Annotated in this window: 15 protein-coding genes; 4 read left to right on the forward strand and 11 right to left on the reverse strand. The window is 64.2% G+C overall.

Features of this window, described 5'->3' with window-relative positions:
• Window positions 1-99 precede the first annotated feature (99 nt).
• Window positions 100-2,148: a glycosyltransferase gene (locus tag L0F51_RS13615; RefSeq protein WP_234629749.1), complete on the reverse strand. Its 2,049-nt coding sequence runs from the start codon at window positions 2,146-2,148 to the stop codon at window positions 100-102.
• A 227-nt stretch (window positions 2,149-2,375) separates the two neighbouring features.
• Here L0F51_RS13615 and apaG point away from each other — a divergent pair, with 227 nt between their 5' ends.
• Window positions 2,376-2,768, forward strand: a complete 393-nt coding sequence (apaG, locus tag L0F51_RS13620) for a Co2+/Mg2+ efflux protein ApaG (RefSeq protein WP_128293230.1) — start codon at window positions 2,376-2,378, stop codon at window positions 2,766-2,768.
• Window positions 2,769-2,784: 16 nt separating this feature from the next.
• Here apaG and L0F51_RS20200 read toward each other — a convergent pair whose 3' ends face one another.
• The 5 genes from L0F51_RS20200 to L0F51_RS13645 form a co-directional block, all read right to left on the reverse strand.
• On the reverse strand, window positions 2,785-6,180 hold the full coding sequence (locus tag L0F51_RS20200; RefSeq protein WP_234629750.1) for an efflux RND transporter permease subunit: 3,396 nt from the start codon (window positions 6,178-6,180) through the stop codon (window positions 2,785-2,787).
• Window positions 6,177-7,442, reverse strand: coding sequence for an efflux RND transporter periplasmic adaptor subunit (locus tag L0F51_RS13630; RefSeq protein ID WP_234629751.1), 1,266 nt, complete (start codon window positions 7,440-7,442; stop codon window positions 6,177-6,179). The genes L0F51_RS20200 and L0F51_RS13630 overlap by 4 nt, the downstream gene beginning before the upstream one ends.
• A 289-nt stretch (window positions 7,443-7,731) precedes the next feature.
• Entirely contained in the window at window positions 7,732-8,730 is a 999-nt protein-coding gene (locus L0F51_RS13635) for an Hsp33 family molecular chaperone (RefSeq protein WP_128292095.1), read from the reverse strand.
• Window positions 8,727-9,647: an ornithine carbamoyltransferase gene (argF, locus tag L0F51_RS13640; protein WP_234629752.1), complete on the reverse strand. Its 921-nt coding sequence runs from the start codon at window positions 9,645-9,647 to the stop codon at window positions 8,727-8,729. Before argF ends, L0F51_RS13635 begins: the two co-directional genes overlap by 4 nt.
• Before the next feature lie 12 nt (window positions 9,648-9,659).
• On the reverse strand, window positions 9,660-10,862 hold the full coding sequence (locus L0F51_RS13645; protein ID WP_234629753.1) for an aspartate aminotransferase family protein: 1,203 nt from the start codon (window positions 10,860-10,862) through the stop codon (window positions 9,660-9,662).
• 357 nt (window positions 10,863-11,219) lie between these two features.
• Between L0F51_RS13645 and L0F51_RS13650 the strand changes: the two genes are divergently transcribed.
• Window positions 11,220-11,732 carry a GcrA family cell cycle regulator gene (locus tag L0F51_RS13650; protein ID WP_128292092.1) on the forward strand — a complete coding sequence of 171 codons (513 nt, stop codon included), beginning with the start codon at window positions 11,220-11,222 and terminating at the stop codon, window positions 11,730-11,732.
• Between the two features lie 93 nt (window positions 11,733-11,825).
• Here the strand turns inward: L0F51_RS13650 and L0F51_RS13655 are convergent, their stop codons facing one another.
• Window positions 11,826-13,163: an ATP-binding protein gene (locus tag L0F51_RS13655; RefSeq protein WP_234629754.1), complete on the reverse strand. Its 1,338-nt coding sequence runs from the start codon at window positions 13,161-13,163 to the stop codon at window positions 11,826-11,828.
• 79 nt (window positions 13,164-13,242) lie between these two features.
• On the opposite strand from L0F51_RS13655, the gene ppk2 reads away from it, so the two are divergent.
• Window positions 13,243-14,112 (forward strand): polyphosphate kinase 2, encoded by an 870-nt coding sequence (gene ppk2, locus L0F51_RS13660; RefSeq protein ID WP_234629755.1) that lies wholly within the window; start codon window positions 13,243-13,245, stop codon window positions 14,110-14,112.
• A gap of 36 nt (window positions 14,113-14,148) precedes the next feature.
• On the opposite strand, the gene L0F51_RS13665 is transcribed toward ppk2, so the two are convergent.
• Window positions 14,149-15,333: a glycosyltransferase family 4 protein gene (locus tag L0F51_RS13665; protein ID WP_234629756.1), complete on the reverse strand. Its 1,185-nt coding sequence runs from the start codon at window positions 15,331-15,333 to the stop codon at window positions 14,149-14,151.
• Window positions 15,334-15,486: 153 nt separating this feature from the next.
• On the opposite strand from L0F51_RS13665, the gene folK reads away from it, so the two are divergent.
• A complete protein-coding gene (gene folK, locus L0F51_RS13670) occupies window positions 15,487-16,026 on the forward strand; it encodes a 2-amino-4-hydroxy-6-hydroxymethyldihydropteridine diphosphokinase (RefSeq protein WP_234629757.1) in 540 nt (179 codons plus the stop codon).
• A 139-nt stretch (window positions 16,027-16,165) separates the two neighbouring features.
• Here the strand turns inward: folK and L0F51_RS13675 are convergent, their stop codons facing one another.
• From L0F51_RS13675 to L0F51_RS13685, 3 genes are read right to left on the reverse strand one after another with little or no spacing between them, the layout of a single operon-like run.
• Window positions 16,166-17,623: an NAD-dependent succinate-semialdehyde dehydrogenase gene (locus L0F51_RS13675; RefSeq protein ID WP_234629758.1), complete on the reverse strand. Its 1,458-nt coding sequence runs from the start codon at window positions 17,621-17,623 to the stop codon at window positions 16,166-16,168.
• Window positions 17,624-17,641: 18 nt separating this feature from the next.
• Entirely contained in the window at window positions 17,642-18,634 is a 993-nt protein-coding gene (locus tag L0F51_RS13680) for an Ldh family oxidoreductase (protein WP_234629759.1), read from the reverse strand.
• Between the two features lie 5 nt (window positions 18,635-18,639).
• Entirely contained in the window at window positions 18,640-19,575 is a 936-nt protein-coding gene (locus L0F51_RS13685) for a hydroxyacid dehydrogenase (protein WP_234629760.1), read from the reverse strand.
• Window positions 19,576-19,658 lie beyond the last annotated feature (83 nt).

The following is a 19,658-nucleotide window of genomic DNA, read 5'->3' on the forward strand; positions in this document are numbered from 1 at the left end:
GGGTGGACGGCTTTTCTAGCCGCAAGCCGCCTAAGGCTCAACCGGAGCCGCAGAAACCGCTCCGCAGGACTTCCACCCCGAGGCCCGGCACCCTTTGCATCAAAGACGCGCAGGCGAAGGACGGTTGGAGGTGGCACAACCTCTCGTCCCGCAAAGCTCAGACCCGGGCCGTCGGCTTCCGAACCATGTCCTTTGGCGCCACAACGCTCTGAACCGTGAAACGCTGAGCCATCTCGCCGGGCCGCGCTGGGTATCGGGCCCCATTCCCCGCGCCCTCGACAAGCCGTGGGCCGTCTTCTCCCACAGAAACGGGCGGCGCAGCAGCTGGAAGAACGCCTGCCAGGAGGCGAGCGACATCGCCATCCAATAAAACGGAAGAAGCGCAATCATCGGCACGAGGTCCGTCCGTCCGACCGATCGCAGGCCGCGGAAGGCCATGGTCGCCGAGGACAGGACGAGCACCGTCACATTGAGGAAGTTCGCTGCAAAAAGGCTCCAGGAGAGCAGGCCGTCCGGCTCCGGCATGCCGCCAAAGGCCAACGCCGCAAGAAGCCCGACAACGCAAGCGGGCCCGTAAGCCAGCAGCCCGGCAACCCCCATCCCCAAAATGGCCAGAACCGCCAGACGATCCTTTGCAGTCAGAGCTGGGGCAGCCGCCTGCGCCGGCCACATGGCAATGAGGAGAGACTGCATCCAACCCTTCACCCATCGCCGGCGCTGCCCCATCCACTGCGAAAGCGAAACCGGCGCTTCCTCGAAGGTGCGCGAGGCGATCGTGATGCTGCGATAATGGTAGCGGGCGAGCCTGATTCCGAGGTCGGCATCCTCGGTGACGTTGAAGGGATCCCAGGCACCGATCCTCTTCAGGACGGCGAGCGGAAAATGATTGGATGTGCCCCCGAGCGGGAGCGGCATGCGCCAATGCGCGAGGGCCGGCAGGAAGACGTCGAAATTGGCCGCATATTCGAGCGCAAACAGCTTCGAAATGACGTTCTCGGTGTTGTCGATGGTGAGCCGCGCCTGCACGCACCCAAGCGTCGGGTCGTTCGCAAAGACGGCGGCCGCCTTTCGAAGCTGATCGGGTTCAGGGCGATCCTCCGCATCGTAGACGACCACGAGGCGCCCCGTCGCGAACGGCAGCCCGTAGACGAGAGCCTTCGGCTTTGTGCGCGGCTCCTGCGGCGGCACGGCAACGATCTGGTAACGCGGATGGCACGCATGACGCCTCGCGGCGGCAAGCGTGTCTTCGTCGTCGGCCTCGATCAACAGGAGGCATTGCAGCTTCGAGGAGGGATAATCGATGCGATCGAGATGGGAAATGAGATCGGGCACGATCCCGGCCTCGCGGTAGAGCGGCACAAGGACCGTGTAACTCGGCAAATCCGCATCGCTCAAAGGCCGGACAGGCCTTTCGGTCGTCTGCAGGAGGGCAATGGCCGATTTGAGAAGCATCGAAAGAAAGAAGAAGGCACTCAGGAGGATCGCAACGATGCGCCCGAAAGGTAGGGGTGAAACGAGGATGAGACCGATCAAGGCGAGCGGCGCCGCAGCGATCGCGAGCCGTCCTTTGCGCGAACTGCAGAGAAGCGCTGAAAGCTGCGGCTTTGCACGCGCCAGCCGGTGCGCGGCGCAATAGGCGAGGCCGGCATCGTTGCGCGCCAGAAGACACGCCTGGATCGTCGCCGGATCGGCGATCGCAAAGCGCTCTTTGATCTCCGGCCGCTGCATCAGAAGGCGCTGCAATTCCTCGACCCGGGCCGGCCCCTCCGGTGCGAGCACGAGCATGCGCGCGGCGCCCTTTTCAACGAGCATTCGCCTGGACCTGGCGATGGTTTCCGCAGCCGGCGGCAGGGTCTCAGGCAGGAGTGTCACCGGATCGCCCTCGGCGATGAAAGGCAGACCGAGATGCTCGGCAAGAAGCCGCCAGTAGAGGGCGCGCGAAAAGCCCGGCAGGGCCATCAATTCCTGACTGGCCGAGGTTCCGCGCTGTCTTGCGAGCTGTGCCGCAAGAGCGAGCATTCTCGGCGTGAGACCGCGCCCGGCGAGGAAAGCGATATCGGCCGGCAGAGCCGCACTGTCCGGGCGCTGCAAATCGGCAGGAGATGGAAACAGCGAGGAAGCGCGCGACGAGCGGGAGACCGCCGGCAACACCCGTCTCGGCGGAACGGACACAGGCTGACGCGACCCGCCACCTGTGCGGCGGATACCCGGATTTTCCCCTTGCAAGCTCGCCCCCCTTCAAGCCCGCCAGAGACACAACTTTAGCATGAGGTTTGCAGTAAACAAATTCTTAACGACGTCCGCTGCCGAGACGCAAAGAGCTTGCGCTGTGTGACCGGGTCACGCAAAAAGCGCCGCAGAGAATCGGATCGACCATGTACCGCGCCACCACCCGCAACATCACCGTCTCCGTCGCGCCGGAGTTTCTGGAAAAAGAATCCAATCGCGAGGCGGGGCGGTTCTTCTGGGCCTACACGATCGAAATCACCAATGAAGGCCAGGAGCGGGTGCAGCTTTTGCGGCGGCACTGGCAGATCACCGATGCGCTCGGGCGCACGGAAGAGGTTCATGGGCCTGGCGTCGTGGGCGAGCAGCCCGAAATCCCACCGGGCGAGACTTTTCGCTATACGAGCGGTTGTCCGCTCAGCACGCCTTCAGGGATCATGGTGGGCAGCTACGACATGGTGAGCGAGACCGGCTCCGGCTTCTCCGTCGAAATCCCGGCTTTCTCGCTCGACCTGCCGGGACAAAAAGCGCTCCTTCACTAAGAACGAGCGCGCCGTCTCAGGACCGCGCGAAAGCCGAGACGCGCCGTCCCGCAGCAAAGCGGAAGAGGCGCGAGATATCCCCCCCAATACCGATCAGGGCCGGCACGAGGAAAAGCACGAGCCCGGTCGCAAAGCCCAGACCGAACACCATGGTGATCGCCATGGGCAGCAGGAACTGCGCCTGCAGGCTCGTCTCCGTCAAAAGCGGCGCAAGCCCGGCGATGGTCGTCAGCGAGGTGAGAAGCACCGCGCGAAGGCGGTCCGTACTCGCTCCGATCGCGGCCTCGGCCAGGTCGTCCCCATCCCGCAAGCGCTCCTCGAGACGGTCCACGAGAATGATGGAATCGTTGACGAGGATGCCCGCCAGTCCAAGCAGACCGAAGAGCGACAGGATGGTGAGGTCGAAACCCATGAACAAATGGCCGAGCGTCGCGCCGACGAAGCCGAAGGGAATGATGAGCATCACCGCGATCGGTCGCAGATAGGAGGCGAAGACCCAGGCGAGAAGAATGTAGATAACGGCGAGAGCGATCACCGCACCGAGCTTCAGGTCGGCGAAGGCGTCCTCCCGCTCCTCCGCGCGTCCGGAAAAGCCCGTGTCGAGGCCATAGCGCGCAGCGATGCGGTCGATTGCGCCGGTTTGGCGCAGAGAGGCGAGAACCGCACCCGGATTGGTGACGGCGAGGTCGACATCGGCGGTAACCGCGACGCTCGATTTGCCATCGACACGCTGGATGGAGGCAAAGCCCTGTCGCTCGCTCAAGGTCGCCACTTCCTCAAGAGGCACGTAAAAGCCTGCCGGCGTGCGCAATTGCAGAGCGCGCAAGGCGGCCGTGCCCTCCCCGTCCAACTTGCGCTTGACCCGGATCGTCACCTCTTCGTCGCCATCGGCGAAGCGGCGTGGAATGGCGCCTTCCAGCGCATTGCGCACCTGGCGGCCGACGTCTTCGTTGGTCAGGCCGAGAGCAGCGCCCCGCGGCGTCAGGCGGATGACGAGTTCGGGCTTGCCGTAGGGGAGGTCGTCGGCCACGCCGGAAACACCCGGAAAGCCTGAGAGAACCTCTGCCGCCTCTTCGGCGGCCTTCTTCAGATCGGCCGCATTGCCACCGCGGAAGCGGATATCGACGTCGCGTCCCGGCGGCCCACCGCGCATCTCGTAAACGGCGAAACGCTTGATGCCGGCAAGGTCCGGCGCTTTTTCCTGCCAGGCGCGCACGATCGTCGGCGTGCGCACGTCGCGCTCCTCGGAGGTGACGAGCTGCACCCGGAATTCGGCGAGATTGTCGCCTTCCGAGCGCCCCGCCGAACCGATGGTGGTGAAGGCGGCGACGATCAGCGGCTTGTCCGGAGAGAGTTCGTCGCTTGCCCGCCAGAGAGCGGATTCGAGCTTTCTGACCGTCTCCTCGACCTCTTCGCGCGGCGTACCCGGATTGAATTCCACGCGGCCTCGGATCGTCTCCGCCTCCGGGGACGGAAAGAACACGAAGGCGACACGCCCGCCCTGCAGAAGGCCGATCGTGAGGATGAAGCTTGCAACCGCGAGCGCCACCGTCAGGTAGCGCCAATGATAGGTGAAGCGGACGAGCCGCAAGAACGGTCCGCTGCGCACCCATTCGAAGCCGTTGTCGAGGCCACGGCGCAGCGCTGTGCGGCGGTGCGTGCTGCGTTCGCGGCGATGCGAGAACATCGCGACCAGAGCCTCGATGAGGGCACCGGCGGCCATGGCGAAAGCGACCGTAAAAAGAAGCTGCAAGGAGGACGGGCGCTCGGAAAACCAGTCACCGAGGGCGGAAAGCCAGGACAGTTCCAGAAGCTCGCCCGTGCCCGGCCGCAGCGCCAGGATGACGGCGGCCGCAACCGACAGCGAGGCAAACACCCATCGCCACATCGACCAGCCGAAATGGCGCACCCGCGTCAGCGAATGGGCGAGATGGCCGGGCAGAACCAGAAAGCACTCGACGAGACTTGCGAGGATCACCGCGATAACGACGAGCGGCAGGGTCTGGATGAACTGACCGATGCCACCGCGCACGAGGAAGAGTGGCGCAAAGGCTGCGACCGTCGTCAGGCTCGCCGCGAAGACCGGCGTCATCATATGGCCAGCCCCGCGGATGGCCGCCGTCAGCCCGTCATCGCCTCTCGACGAACGTGTGGCCGTATGCTCCCCCACGACGATCGCATCATCGACGATGACGCCCAGCATCATGATCAGCCCGAAGAGCGACATCATGTTGAGCGTCTGCCCGGTCACGTACATCACGCCGAGCGTCGTCATCATGGCGATGGGGATGCCGGCAGCGACCCAGAAGGCGATGCTGCCGTTCAAAAAGACGAACAGGATGAGGACGACGAGGATAAGGCCCTGGAGGCCGTTACGGACCAGAAGCATGATCCGGTCGGCCACCTGATCGGCATTCACGTCGTATTTCAGGATCTCGACATCCGGCGGCAATGTCGGCCGCACACGCTCCAGATAATCGTTCATCAGCCGCGCGCTGGCGAGCGTGTCGGCGCTGGCGGAGCGTTCGACGTAGAGCTCGATCGCTCGCTGTCCGCGCGCCAAACCTTCTTTGTCGTCCGGGTCGAAGCGCTCGTTCACGTCGGCGAAATCTCCGACGCGGATCCTCTCGCCAGACGCGAAGCCCTTGACCTCGATCTCCTTGATCGCCGCCGGATCTTTGGCATCGGAGAGCGCACGCACCTGACGCGACATGGAGGCGTCGAGTTCTCCCGACGGCAGGTCGCGACTGTTGCCGGCGATTGCCGTCGAGACGTCGCCGATGGTCAGGCCGAGCCGACGCAATTCCGCCTCTTCGGCGGTCACCACCAATTCGCGATCGCGAAAACCCGTATAGGTGACGGAATCGATGCCGGCGTCGATCAGCCCGTCATGGATTCGCTTGGCGATCGCGCGCAGCGCCGTCTCCGAATAAGGGCCGGTGACCGCCAATCTCGCGACGGCTTCGCGCCATTGTCTGAAGGAGACTTCCGGCTCTTCCGCATCCTCCGGCAGGTTGGTGATCGCTGCCACCGCCGCCTCGACATCCGACAAGGCCTTCTGCATGTCGGCGCCGTCTTCGAATTCGAGCGAGATCGTGGCGCTCCCCTCGCGGGCATAGGAGCGCATCTCGTCGACGCCGTCGAGGAAGCGCACATCCGGCTCGATCACTTCCAGAATATTGGATTCTACGTCCTCCGCGCTCGCCCCCGGCCAGGAGACGGAAATGGAGATCGTGTCGGTTTCGAGCGAGGGAAAGAACTGCGTGTTGATCTTGAGAAGGGCGAAGATCCCGAACAGGATCATCAGCACCATCAAGAGGTTCGCGGCATTGGCGTGACGCGCGAAAAGCTCCACGATCGGGATGGCATCGCGCCGCGGGCTCGACGAGGGAGCGGGCGGCACCGCACTCACGAGCCATGCCCCATCGACATCGTCGGTGAGATCCGCGTGTTCTCCCCAGGCTTCGCCACCTTGATGCCTTCGCGGGCATCGGCGATCTGCGTCGTCATCACCGTCTCGCCCTCCGACAGGCCGGAGGTGACGATGACGTCGGCCCCATCATAGGCGGCAACATCGACGGCGCGACGTTGAAGGCGCCCATCCTCGACGACGAAGACGGCATTGCCGCCGTAGAGCGCCGTTTCCGGAAGCCGAACGGCATCCTGCCACGTTCTGTCGGGCACGGAGACTTCAACGAAGGCGCCTGGGCGGAGATCGACCTCCGGCCCGTCTTTGACGTTGGCGAAAAGCTCCACGCCGCCACGGTCGGCCACGACCTCCGCACCGATACGATCGATCGTGCCCTTATAGACGAGAGGCTCGCCGCCGACCGTCCAGGTGATGTCGACCTCGCGGCCGATGACACCTTCAGAATCCGAGAGAAGACGGCCGAACTGGCGATCGCTCACCACGAAACGGGCTTCCACGGAGCCTTCGCGGTAGAGCTCCACGAGAAGGTCGCTGGCACTCACCTTGCGACCGAGCCCCGCCGCTTCGCTCATGACCACGCCATCGAAGGGGGCTTTCAGGACCGTATCGGCGAGATTTCGCTCTGCCTCTTCGACGCGCCAGCGCAGCCGATCGTTCACCGCGCGCTGCTGCTCCAACCGCGCACGGGCGACCTCAAGATTGCTCTGCCGTTCTTCGAGCGCCTGGGCACGCTGGCTCAAGATCAGCTGCCGTTCATCGAGGGATTGCTGAGTTCCGGTCCCGCGCGCACGCAATTGCTGGGCTCGTTCGAGATCCGTGCGGGCGAGATCCAACTGCTCTTTGGCGCGCGACACCGCAACCTCTTCGGCGCGCACACTCGCCTGCCGTTCGGCCAGCGTCGCCTCGGCCTCGCGCAGATTGGCGCGGGCCTCTGTCAGGGCGCCGCGATAGGGGAAATCATCAAGCGTGACGAGCGTGTCGCCCGCCGTCACGCGCCGCCCGACTTCCACATCATCGGAGATGGATACGATCTCGCCGGCAACGAGAGCACGCAGCTCGACCGTCTTGCCCGCGATGGTCGTGCCAAAGACCGCAAAATCCGGCTGATGGCTGCCGAACGCGACCGTCTGCGTTTCGACCGTGTAGACCTGCTCGCTCGGAGGGCGCTTCGGCCCTTCGGGCGCCGTGGCGGCCATGTAGCGCATGCCAGCGACCGCGGCGGCAAGCACCACGAAAACGAGCACGGTCTGAACGAGCCCACGCCAGACAGGATGCGCGGTGTTGTGCCGCGTCTTTGAAGATTGCGAGCTCTTCTCCTCAGCCGGCCGGGCGGCGGGCTGCAGCTCGCCTTCTCCTGCGCCTTGTTTCGGCGCAGGAGAATCGACCAGCAGGAGCGGCGTCTTGGCCTTGTCGGTCAGAGCAACATCCTTTGCGATTCAACGGCATCAGACAGCCCGAAACCTTAGAGGTTCCAGGTGAACACCAGCTGAATGGTAAGGCATGCGGCGACGTGGCCGACAACTAAACGATCGGTCAGGCTTTGCCGGAATTCAGCTCTTCGGGCGTGAATCGATACTCTTTGCCGCAGAACTCGCAGCGGACCTCTACTGCGCCTTCGACTGCCGCCTCTTCCAGCTCATCGGCGGGAAGCTGCTCCAACACCTGCTCGATGCGTTCGCGCGAACAGGTGCAATGATCGCGCAGAACCGTCGGCTCGAAGACGCGCACGCCACGTTCATGGAAGAGGCGAACGAGAAGACGTTCGGCCGGAACGGCCGGGTCGATCAGTTCGAGGTCCTCCACCGTATCGACGAGCGCGACGGCTTCCAGCCAGGCGTCGTCCTCGAGCGGCAGATCGGCCATATCGGCATCGTCCGGCGTATCGCCCGGATGGAGATCGCGGACTTTGATGCGCTCGCTCGATTCCGGCAAGAACTGCGCGATCAGCCCGCCCGCGCGCCAGGCCTGCTGGGCCTCGCCGGCACTGCCGCGATCGACGATTTCGGCAACGGCCAGGCGTACGCGCGTCGGGATCTGCTCCGACTGACGGAAATAGGAATGCGCCGCGTCTTCCAGGCTCTCGTTCTCCAACGGGACATAACCCTGGTAGCGGCGCCCGGTCTTGCCCTGCTCGATGGTCATGGCGAGCGTGCCGCGGCCGAGGAGATCGCCGCTCGCAGCGCGGCCGGAAACCGTCACCGCCTCCACGCGCTCGCGGTTGCACGTGGCCGTGGCGCGGATCTCGCCCGGGGTGCGGATATCGACGACGAGCATCGAGACCGGACCATCCGTTTCCGTTTGCAGGATGAAACGGCCCGTATCCTTCAAAGAGGTGGCAAGCAGCGAGGCGAGCGCCACGGCCTCGCCGAGAAGAACCTTGACGGGCCTCGGCAGATCGTGGCGCGCGAGGATCGCATCGATCGCCGGTCCGAGCGTGACGACGCGGCCACGCACGTCCAGCGGATCGACTTGAAAGGGCAGAGCGCGGTCGTCCGCGCGGGATTCAGTCTGTGTGACAGTCGTCTTGTTCACGAAGGCTCCGAAAGACACCAGGAAAGGATCGCCTTTTGCGCATGCAAGCGGTTTTCCGCTTCATCGAAGACGACCGATTGGGGGCCGTCGATCACGCTGGCGGTCACTTCCTCGCCGCGATGTGCGGGCAGGCAATGCATAAATATGGCGTCTTTCTTGGCATATTCCATCATGCGGTCGTTCACCTGGTACGGCTTCAAGAGATTGTGACGCCGCCCCCCTTCGTCATCGCCCATCGAAACCCAGGTGTCGGTGATCAGGCAGTCGGCCTCGGCTGCGGCCTCTTCCGGCGCATCGAGAAAACGCACCTTCGCGCCATTCTCCTGCGCCCAGTCGCGGATCGCCTGGTCGGGGCCGAGCTCGGCCGGGCTTGCGACATCGAGGCTGAAGCCGAAGCGCTCGGCCGCATGAACCCACGAATTCATGACGTTGTTGGCATCGCCCAGCCAGGCGAATTTGCGGCCTTCGAGGGAGCCCCTGTGCTCTTCGAAGGTCATCAGGTCGGCCATCAGCTGGCACGGATGCGAGCGGCGCGTCAGCCCATTGATGACGGGAACCGTGGCATGCTCGGCAAGGGCTGCGACCATGTCATGGTCGAGCGTACGTATCATGATCGCATCGACATAACGCGACAAAACCTTCGCTGTGTCGCTCACGCTCTCACCGCGGCCGAGCTGCATTTCCTTGCCGGTGAGAAGGATGGCGTCGCCGCCGAGCTGGCGCATGGCGACGTCGAAAGAAATGCGGGTGCGCGTCGAGGGCTGCTCGAAGATCATCGCAAGGATGCGGCCTTCGAGCGGCCGCTCGGCAACGGGACCGGCGCGGCGGGCAGCCTTCAGCTGTTTGCCGTCGTCAAGGATCAGCCGCAGCGTGTCGGACGGAATGTCGGCAAGGTCGAGGAAGTGACGCAGGCTCATGTTTTATTCTCCCTACGCGGCAGCGGACTTGCCGGCGGCGCGCAGCGCAGCTTCGATACGGTTCACGCCTTCATCCATCTCCGCCTCCGAGATGATCAGCGCCGGCAGGACACGCACCACATTGTGGCCCGCCCCCACGGTGAGGACGCCGTGCTTGCGCAGGCGGGCAACCATTTCCGCAGGTGCGCCCGCGCAGACGAGGCCCAGCATCAGCCCCTCGCCGCGCACATCTTTCAGTTGATCGGGATAGGCATCGACGAGGCGCGCAAGCTTCTGTTTGAGGAGGAGCCCCTTGCGGGAAACCTCGGTCAGGAATCCATCTTCGAAAACGAGATCGAGAACCGCATTGCCGACGGCCATGGCGAGAGGATTGCCGCCATAGGTGGAGCCATGCGAGCCGACGGCCATCGCCTCCGACGCCTCACGCGTCGCCAGGCAGGCGCCGAGCGGGAAGCCGCCACCGATCGCCTTGGCGATCGCCATGACGTCCGGCGTCACGCCCGCCCATTCATGCGCAAAGAGGCGGCCCGTCCGGCCCATGCCGCACTGGATCTCGTCCAGCACCATCAACAGGCCGTGCTCGTCGCAAAGCTCACGGATGAAGCGCAGGAATTCGTGCGGCACCGGGCGGATGCCACCCTCGCCCTGGATCGGCTCGATGAGAATGCCGGCCGTTTCCGGGCCGATCGCCGCTTTCAGTGCGTCACGGTCGGCAAAGGCGACCTGGTCGAAGCCTTCGACGTTGGGCGCGAAACCTTCCAGATATTTCGCCTGACCGCCGGCGGCGATCGTGGCGAGCGTGCGGCCATGGAAGGCGCCCTCGAAGGTGATGATGCGGTTCTTCTGCGGCTGGCCCTTGGCGTGGTGGTAGCGCCTCACCGTCTTGATGGCGCATTCCATCGCCTCGCCGCCGGAATTGGTGAAGAAGACGCGATCGGCAAAGCTCGCCTCGCAGAGACGACGACCGAGTTTAACCTGTCCCGGAATCTCGAAAATGTTGGAGACGTGCCAGAGCTTTTCCGCCTGCCGCTTCAGGGCCTCGACCAGATAGGGATGCGCATGACCGAATGCGTTGACGGCGATGCCGCCCATCAGGTCGAGATATCGCTCTCCCGATGTCGTCTCCAGCCAGACACCCTCGCCGCGCTCGAAGGCGAGCTCAGCGCGGGCATAGGTCGCATAAAGAGGAGAAGACAGGGGAGAGGCGGCCGACATGGGCGTGGTCCGATCCGATATGTGAGATTTTGCTGTTGAAATGCGAAAAGCCGCCCTACGGCGGCTGCGCTTCGTTTATCATGAGGCTGGCGAGCCGCGCAATGCGCGGCTTTTGAGCATGCCTGTGTGGCATTCCGGACTCACTTTTGCCGTATCCGGGGGAAAAACATCAAATCGCCGGCGGGACTCTTGTCGAAGAGTCGACCGATCGGGTAGTTTCGAAATCGTTAAACACGACATCTCGTGTGGCGGACCGGATCCCCTACCAGTTATTGCGTTGGCGCAGGTTTTTTGCCCCTGCGACGCAGACGGATTCCGCCAATGACACAAACGCGGCAGCAAGGAGCCAAGACGCCCATGTCCTGGACCGATGAACGAGTCGATCTTCTCAAAAAGCTCTGGCAGGAAGGCCTCAGCGCCAGTCAGATTGCCGGAGAACTCGGCGGCGTCACGCGCAATGCCGTCATCGGCAAGATTCACAGGCTCGGGCTTTCCGGACGCGGCCAGCCGACATCCACGATCAAGCGGGCGCGTCGACCGCGCAATTCCGCTCCCGTCCGGCAACAGCACCGGACCGTGACCGTCGGCGCCACGGCCCTTCAGGCCGAGGTAGAGGTAGAAATGGAAGTCGAGCAGGAAACCGAACTGCAGCCCGTGCACGCTCTCGTCATGCCGATCTCGCGGCGCCTGACGATCGAGAAATTGACCGAGCGCACCTGCAAATGGCCGATCGGCGATCCGGGCGACGAGGATTTCCATTTCTGCGGCTGCGATTCCCTGGAGAGCTCGCCCTATTGCGAATACCATGCGGGCGTTGCCTATCAGACATCCGATCCGCGCCGGCGCATGAAGCGGGCCGCGAACGGCTGAGTTCAGCTTTCTCCCGAAGACTGGCGTAACAGACTGCGGAGCTTCGGCTCCGCTTTCTTTTTTGTGAAACTCCGACTTCTCCGCCGCGCGGGATCAGCCGGCCAAGGCAGGCTTTTGCGCCTCATCCGCCGTGGCATGATCCGCCGGCGCCTCGGCAGCCGGCAGGCGCACGGTGAAGGTCGCCCCGGCGCCCTGCTCGCTGTCGATATCGAGGCGGCCACGATGGCGCGTCAGGATATGCTTGACGATGGCCAGGCCGAGGCCGGTGCCCTGCTTCTCGCGACTCGAGGCGACATCGACCCGGTAGAACCTCTCGGTGAGCCGCGGCAGATGCTCCGGCGCAATCCCCGGCCCCCAATCGCGCACGCTTGCCAGCACGACCGCTCCACCGTCCAGGTTCTGCTGCACCAATCTCACGTCGAGACGTTTGCCGGCGCCTCCGTATTTGAGGCCATTCTCCGCCAGGTTCTCCAACACCTGATGGAGCTCGTCAGCATCGCCCAGGACGAAGACGGGCTCGTCCGGGACATCGAGCGTCACCTCCACCTCCAGATGCTCGGCAAGCGGACGCAGACCGTCGACGACGCGGCGCGCGATCTGTGCAAGATCGATGTGCTCCCGCGGCTGTTGATGCACCCGCATCTCAAGCCGCGACAGGGAAAGAAGATCATCGAGGAGGCGGCGCATGCGCTCCGCCTGTTCGCGCATGATGGTCAGAAAGCGGTCCTGAGCTTTGGGATCGCTTCGGGCAGGCCCCTGGAGCGTGTCGATGAAGCCCGAGAGAGATGCAAGCGGCGTGCGCAGCTCGTGGCTGGCATTGGCCACGAAATCGGCGCGCATTCTGGCCGTCGCCAGGCGCTCGGTCACATCCTCGAAAAGCAGGAGAATGAAAGGCGCCGCGGCAGCGGCATGCAGCACCGGCTGAACGGTCACCACATAGACGGTCTCCGCCCCGCTGCGCTCGCGATACTCGAACCGGCTCGTCACCATACCCTGGGCTGCGGCCAGCGCATCTCGAAGACGCGGCGTCCGAATGCTCATGGAAAGCGGGTCGCCGGGGCGAGCCTGCGGGAACGCAGCGGTTGCTGCCTCGTTGGAGAAGCGCGTGATACCGCGCTGATCGAGCAGGAAAGCGGGATGCGGCAGCGATGAGACGACGGCCTTCATCCCCGTGTCGGGCCACAGGATGCGGCTGTGCGCGGCCGCAGACGACAACCGCTCAGAGCGCATGCGAGCAGGGGCTGCGGCCGTGACGACGAGAACGAAAGCAAATCCCAGAACGGACCACAGGACCGGCACGGAGAAATTGACGGTCACGAACGCCAGCACAAGCGCCGTCGCCAGAAGCGGCAAACGCGCCGCGGCGAGGCGTGCAAGCGGGCGGGCAGAATTCACCGACAGGTTGTTTTCCGTGTTCGTCTCCTCAATCACTTTTGCCGCTCTCGTAAAGCCATTCAGCGTTCTGTAGACTCGCTGCGTGACAAGTCTGAGTCAGAGAATCAACCTGCACATGAACAATCAGGACTTTTCCACCTTCGACCTCGATGCACCCGAACTGCCGGCCTGGGTGCATGAGAACGCGCTGACCTCGGGCAACTTTCCTTATTCCAAGAAGCTCAAGCGCACAAAGTACGAAAACGAACTGCGCGACCTGCAGCGCGAGCTCGTGCAGGTTCTCGCCTGGGCCCAAAACAAGAACCAGCGCATCGTGCTGTTGTTCGAAGGGCGCGACGCGGCCGGCAAAGGCGGCTCGATTAAGGTCCTGCGGGAAAATCTCAACCCCCGGCACGCCCGCATCGTGGCGCTCGCCAAGCCGACGGAGCGCGAGCACGGGCAATGGTATTTCCAGCGCTATGTGGAAGAGCTTCCGAGCAATGGCGAAATGGTGCTCTTCGACCGCTCCTGGTACAATCGTGGCGTCGTCGAACCCGTGATGGGTTTTTGCAGCGAGACCGAGGCCGCCGTGTTCCTGCGGGAGGCGCCGGATTTCGAGCGCATGCTGGTGCGCGACGGCGTGCACCTCTTCAAGTTCTGGCTCAATATCGGTCGCGAGATGCAGCTGAAGCGGTTCCACGACCGCCGGCACGACCCGCTGAAATCCTGGAAGATCTCGCCGGTCGACAAGGAAGCGATCAAGCGCTGGCCGGCCTTCTCTGCCGCCCGCGACCGGATGCTTGCCGCGACGCATTCGCAGGAAGCCCCGTGGTACGTGGTGCGCGCCAACGACAAGAGGCGTGCACGGCTCAATCTCATTCGCACGGTCCTTCTCTCGCTGCCCTATGACGGGAAAAATCGCGAGCGCATCGGCGAGCTGGACGAGGCGATCGTCTCACAGGGACCGGAATTTCTGAGCGAGGTCGAAGCGTCGCCAACGGGCTGAGCCGAAAAACGGCGGGCTGAGCCGAAAAGCAACGGCTCAGGCGGCGTTCAAGGTTGCACCCACAGCGGGCCCGCCGCGGCGCCTTGAAAGCGCCTCGTGGTAGAGGGCCTCATTCCCCTCTGCCATGCCGGAGAGGGAAAAGCGCTCGCGCACGAAGGCCCGCCTTGCGGCCGCCTCCTCGACAAGACGCTGAGGGTTTTCAAGCGCGGCTGTGAGCGCGGAGGCGAGCGCTCTCTCATTGCCGGGCTCGATCAGACGATCCTCCTCGCCTGAGAAAATTTCCGGAATACCGCCGACGCGCGTGGCGATCATCGGCGTGCCGGCGGCGGCGGCCTCCAACACCACGTAGGGCAGCGATTCCGCCAAAGACGGCACGACGATCATGCGCGCCTGCGCCAAAGCCTGGCGGGCCGGCATTGGAGCATGGAAGCGCACGTCGAGATCCTTTTCCGCAGCGAAGACCCGATAGGTCTCGATGTGCTCGCTGTTCCCGCCACCAACCACGCAAAGGCTCCGTCTGGTGCCTTCTGCCTTGAGGATCTCCAGCGCCCGCAACAGCACGCCGACGCCCTTCAACGGGCGCAATTCGCCGAGGAACAGAAAGTCCGCAGGATTGTCGATCTTCGCGACCGGCTCAAATTCTCCCGGCCGCAGCCCGTTGTAGATGACATGCGCGGGGCAACGCGGCTCGCCCACTTTCTCGCGGTAGGTTTCCGCCTCGAAAGCGGAAACGTGGATCAGCGAATCCGTCACCCGCTCCAAAGAGCGCTCCACGCCGAAATAGAGACGCCCCGCCAAGGTGTTTCGATCGAAGTTCAGGCTGCCGCCGTGGAGCGTATAGAATGTCGCGACCACACGGCCGGAGCGGCGCTCGCTCGCCGCAGTCAGGCGGCTGAAAACTCCACCCTTGGCGCCGTGGCCATGGATGACGTCGGGGGCAATCGAATCCGCGTGGGCGCGCACGCGCAGAAATGCGCCAAGATCGACCGGCCGGATCGGGCGACACATCGGCGTGCGCTTCAGGCCGAGGGCAAGGCGGTTTTCGAGTTCGGCCAATAGCCCGGCTTCGAACGCCCCACCCGTGGTGGAATCACAGATCATGCCCACCTTGTGGCCGCGATCAGCCTGCATTTCGATCAGATCGCAGACATGGCGAAACACGCCGCCGACAGGCGCACGCAGCACATGCAAGATCCTAAGGGGTTCACCTGCATTCTGCATTTCTTCCTCCCGGCCCAAACAAACATTATCGGGCAGCATGGATAAGAGGTCGTTAATATCTAAGGCGCGGGGCTTGCTTCGATCCGGCAGGCATCTCTACCTGTGCTGATGGAACGATTCGCGTACGTATCACCTCGACCACGAGGTTTTCGCATGATTCACCGCAGCCTCGCCTGCGGCGCCGTCAAGACCGTGCTGGGGCTCGGAGCCAATCTCGGCGATCCGGCTGACACTTTTCGCAAGGCCGCGAAGGCCATCGCCAATGTGGACGGGGTCACCGTGACCGCCGCCGCTCCGCTTTATGTGAGCCGGCCATGGGGAAAGACCGACCAGCCCGATTTCACCAATTCGGCGCTTCTGATCGAAACACAGCTGAGCCCACGGCGCCTGCTTGCGGCTCTTCTCGACGTTGAGAAGGAGCTTGGCCGCATTCGTGCCGAACCTTGGGGGCCGCGCGTCATCGATATCGACATTCTCGTCTACGGCGAAGAACTCCTCGCCGAGCCGGAGCTGTCGATCCCGCATCCGCATCTGACGGAACGAAGCTTTGCCCTCAAGCCGCTTGTCGATCTTTGGCCGACGGCGAAGATCGGCGAGCGTCCAGCAAGCGAGATTCTCGCACGGCTCGATCTGTCGGACCTCACCCCGGCAGGCGCCGGCAACTGGCATCGCGAGCCCCTGCGGCGGAATTGATGCGGCACACCTGACCGGCCACCGCGCCTGTCGCGCTTCATCTGCGCGAAACAAAGGCTGCACGAAAAAGGGGCTGCACGAAAAAGGCCTCCCCCTCGGACGAGGGAGAGGCCGATCAAACTCAGCTGCGCCTCGGCGATTAGAGCCCGAGGCCGCCGATGCAGACGTATTTGATCTCCAAATAATCGTCGATGCCGTACTTGGAGCCTTCACGGCCGAGGCCGGATTCCTTGACGCCGCCGAAGGGCGCGACCTCCGTCGTGATGACGCCCTCGTTGACGCCGACGAGGCCATAATCGAGCCCTTCTGAGACGCGGAACGCACGGCCGAGATCCTGCGTGTAGAAATAGCAGGCGAGACCGTATTCCGTGTCATTGGCGAGCGCGACCGCCTCTTCCTCCGTCTCGAATTTGAAGAGTGGCGAAACCGGGCCAAAGATCTCTTCCTTCGAGAAGCGCATATCGGGCTTCGCATCGGCGATCACAGTCGGTTCGAAGAAGGTCCCGCCGAGCTCGTGGCGCTTACCGCCGGCAATGACCTTGCCGCCCTTGTCGACGGCATCGCCGATCAGCTCTTCGACCTTGGCGACCGCATTGTCGTCAATGAGCGGGCCCTGCTGCGTCCCCTCTTCGAGACCAGAGCCGACTTTCAGGCCCTTGGCGGCTTCGGCGAACTTTTCGGCGAAACGGTCGTAGATGCCGGCCTGGACGTAGAAGCGGTTGGTGCAGACGCAGGTCTGGCCGGAATTCCTGAACTTTGCGGCAATGCCACCAGCGACCGCGCGGTCGATATCGGCATCATCGAAGACCAGGAACGGCGCGTTGCCGCCGAGCTCCATAGAAACCTTCTTCACGGTGTCGGCCGACTGGCGGATCAGAACCTTGCCGACATCCGTCGAACCGGTGAAGGTGACTTTTCGGACCTTCGGGCTTTCCATGAGCGCCGCACCGATATCCTTGGCGGAGCCGGTGACGACGTTGACCACGCCTTTCGGAATGCCGACCTCTTCGCAGAGCGCACCCCAGGCAAGGCCCGAATAAGGCGTCTGCGTCGCCGGCTTGACGACGGCCGTGCAGCCTGCAGCGATCGCCGGACCGATTTTGCGCGACAGCATCGAGGACGGGAAGTTCCACGGCGTGATGGCGCCGATGACGCCGACCGGCTGCTTCGTCACCATGATGCGGCGGTCTTTCCACGGGGACGGAATGAGATCCCCGTAGACACGGCGCGCCTCTTCGGCAAACCACAGGACATAGGCGGCGCTCATGCCAACCTCGCCTCGCGATTCCGTCAAGGGCTTGCCCTGCTCCAGAGTGAGGAGCTCGGCGAGCGCATCCTGATTGTCCATGATGGCGTCGTGCAGGGCGCGCAACAGCTTGGCGCGCTCGTCGGCGCTCGTCTTCTTGAAGCTCTCGAAGGCCTCGGCAGCGGCCTCGATGGCGCGCTCGGTCTCGGCCTTGCCACATTTCGGGATGGTGCCGATCGTCTCGCCGGTCGCCGGATTGGTGACGTCGATCGTCTCGCCGGAATCGGCTCCAACCCATTCGCCGCCGATCAGATTGGCTTCACGTTTCCAGTAATGCGTCTTTTGCAGCATGCCTCACTCCCATTCCTGTCATTCGATGCCGGCGATCGCCCGAACCGTGGCGATCACCGCGTCATCCATTTCAATTCCCTTCTCTTCCGCCTCCGCCCGAAGCGCCTGGCGCCGCGCACCCGGCACACGGGCGGGAGGATCGGCCTCGATCATCGCCGCCAGGTCGCCGAAGCGGCCAATGGCGTCGGCGCCGAAGGCCGTGGGATCGATGGCGATGATGAGTTGACCGGTGTTCGGAGGGCCACCCTCGGCGTCGAAGAAGGAACTCGCCTCGCTCGCATAACTGGCGCCGTTAAGACCGGCGGCAAGCATTTCCACCATAAGAGCAAGTGCCGTCCCCTTGGCCCCGCCGAGCGGCGCCATCGTGCCGGCAAGCGCCTCGACCGGATCGGTGGTCGGCTTGCCCGCCTCGTCGAAGGCCCAGCCCTCCGGGATCTCCTCGCCTCTCTGCTTGGCCGCCATCACCTTGCCGCGTGCCACCTGCGACAGCGACAAGTCGACGACCACCGGAGCGGCATCCTTGCGGGGGGCCGCAAAAGCGATCGGGTTGGTGCCGTAAAGACGGCTGCGCCCGCCCCAGGGGGCCATGGCGCCCGGCGCGTTGGCGAACATGAGAGCCAAGAGCCCCGCTTCGGCAAAGGCTTCGACCGTCACGCCCATGGCGCCGCAATGGCTGGAGCGCTTGATCCCTGCCATCGCCAGCCCCTGGCGGCGCGCAATGGGCGGCAGTTCGGCGAGAGCCAGATCAAGCGCGGGATAGGCGAAGCCGTGCGCCGCATCGACAGAGAGCGTAGCCGGTCGGACGACTTCGGCCGTCGGCACCGCAAAGCCGTCGATCTTGCTGGCGCGCGCCTGCCCCGAATAGGCCTCGACACGGCGAAGGCCGTGGCTCGTCTGGCCGCAGGCTTCAGCGGCGACGAGCGCACGGGCGACGGATGCGGCGTTTTCCGGGCTGACCCGCGAGGCGGTCAAGGCGGCCTCCACGAGATGCCGCAATTCGCCAAGTCGCATGTGGGTCACTTGCGGCCCTCGAGGTGATTGATGACCGCATCGGCGATGACCCGCCCGACGCGCAGGTTCGATTCTGCGGTGAGGCCCGCAATATGAGGCGTCAAAACCACATTCGGCAGATCCGCAAAGACGGCCCCCGCTTCGGCCGTCAACGGCTCGGTCTCGAAGACGTCGAGCGCGGCACCGCCCAACCGGCCCTCCTGCAGGGCCGCGACAAGCGCCGTCTCGTCGACGATGCCGCCACGTGCGGCGTTGATCAGGATCGCGCCGGGCTTCATGCGGGCGAGCGCAGCCGCATCGATGAGATAGCGCGTCTCGTCCGTCAGCGGGACATGCAGGCTGACGACGTCGGCTTCCGCGAGGAGCGTAGACAGGTCGGTGCGCGGCGCCTCGTTCCACGCAGCGTCCGAGGCCGGGATATGCGGGTCGGTGGCGATGACATCGAGGCCGAGCGCCTCGGCACGACGCGCCGTTTCACGGCCACTCGCACCGAAGCCGACCAGACCGATCACCTTGCCGCTCGCTTCGCGACCGCGCATCAGCTCTCCACGCGGCCATTGCCCGGCGGCGACGGCAGGCGTGGAGAGATAGGCGCCGCGCAGAAGCAGAAGCGCAGTCGAGATGACGTATTCGGCAACGGACAGAGCATTCGCCGCGGCGGCCGGATAGACGGCAATGCCGCGCCGGGCGCAGCATTGCGTATCGATGTTGTCGACGCCAACGCCGAGCCTGCCGACACATTCGAGCGCATCGGCCCCCTCGATCAGATCCGCCCGCACCTCGGTGCGGTTTCGGACGATCAAGGCTCGCGCTTCTGTGAGCGCCGCCTTCAGCGCATCGGGCTTTTCGGCAAGATCGGGGGCGTAAAGGGTGGAGAAGCGAGCGGACAGGCGCGCAACGGCCGCCTCATCCATAAACTCGGAAATGACGATGTCGGACATTTTTCCTGAAACGACCGGGCCTTCGGGAGGAAACGGCAAGCCCATGGCAGAGGCGAGCAGCGGTGATAATCACCACCGCCGCA

The sequence above is a fragment of the Afifella sp. H1R genome (assembly GCF_021462425.1).
Classification (GTDB): Bacteria; Pseudomonadota; Alphaproteobacteria; order Rhizobiales; family Afifellaceae; genus Afifella; species Afifella aestuarii.